The 533-nt window shown below is 61.2% G+C and carries 1 protein-coding gene; it reads right to left on the bottom strand.

Going from position 1 to position 533, the window contains the following annotated elements:
- The coding region (locus MD273_RS18860; protein WP_285229186.1) for a glycine betaine ABC transporter substrate-binding protein at positions 1–442 on the bottom strand (442 nt) is incomplete at its 3' end.
- Positions 443–533: the final 91 nt, after the last annotated feature.

Below are 533 nucleotides of genomic sequence, written 5' to 3'. Positions count from 1 at the left end.
AAGCTTCCCTTACTTCCTCACGCTTGAAATCGTCAAGCGTCTTGATGTCGAACTCCCCGATAGCCTTCTTGTCGACGAGATAGCCCTGCAGCGCGCCACCCTTGGCAACTGCGCCGTCGATCTTGGCTTCGCCGCCGAAGGTCGATTCGTAGGTGTTGTGCAGCGGGAACCAACCGTTGACCCAGAGGTCGACATCGCCCTGCGAGACGGCCTGGTAGAAAGCCGACGGTGCGAGCGTCATCGGACCGGTGACGCTGTAGCCAAGGTCCTCGAACATCTGCTTGTAGATTTCGGCCTGGAACCAGCCGGTGTCCCAGTCGGCCTGGGCCATGTTGATGGTCTTGCCATCGCCGGGTTCCTGCGCGAAAGCGGCAGTCGCCGGAACAAGGCTGGCGGCGCCGAGCATCAGGGCGGTAGTGAGTTTCGTGAGATTATGTCTCATGAGTGTTTCTCCGTGTCTACGTGTTGCGGCGACCGCGCTGCGGTCACCTTGGCGACGGGATCGGAGATCCCTTGAAAGCGGCCCAGGGGCC

Source organism: Marinobacter sp. C7 (genome assembly GCF_022343555.1).
Taxonomy (GTDB): domain Bacteria; phylum Pseudomonadota; class Gammaproteobacteria; order Pseudomonadales; family Oleiphilaceae; genus Marinobacter.
Note: the sequence above shows the minus strand (reverse complement) of the source record. Positions and strands in the feature narration are given on the sequence as shown.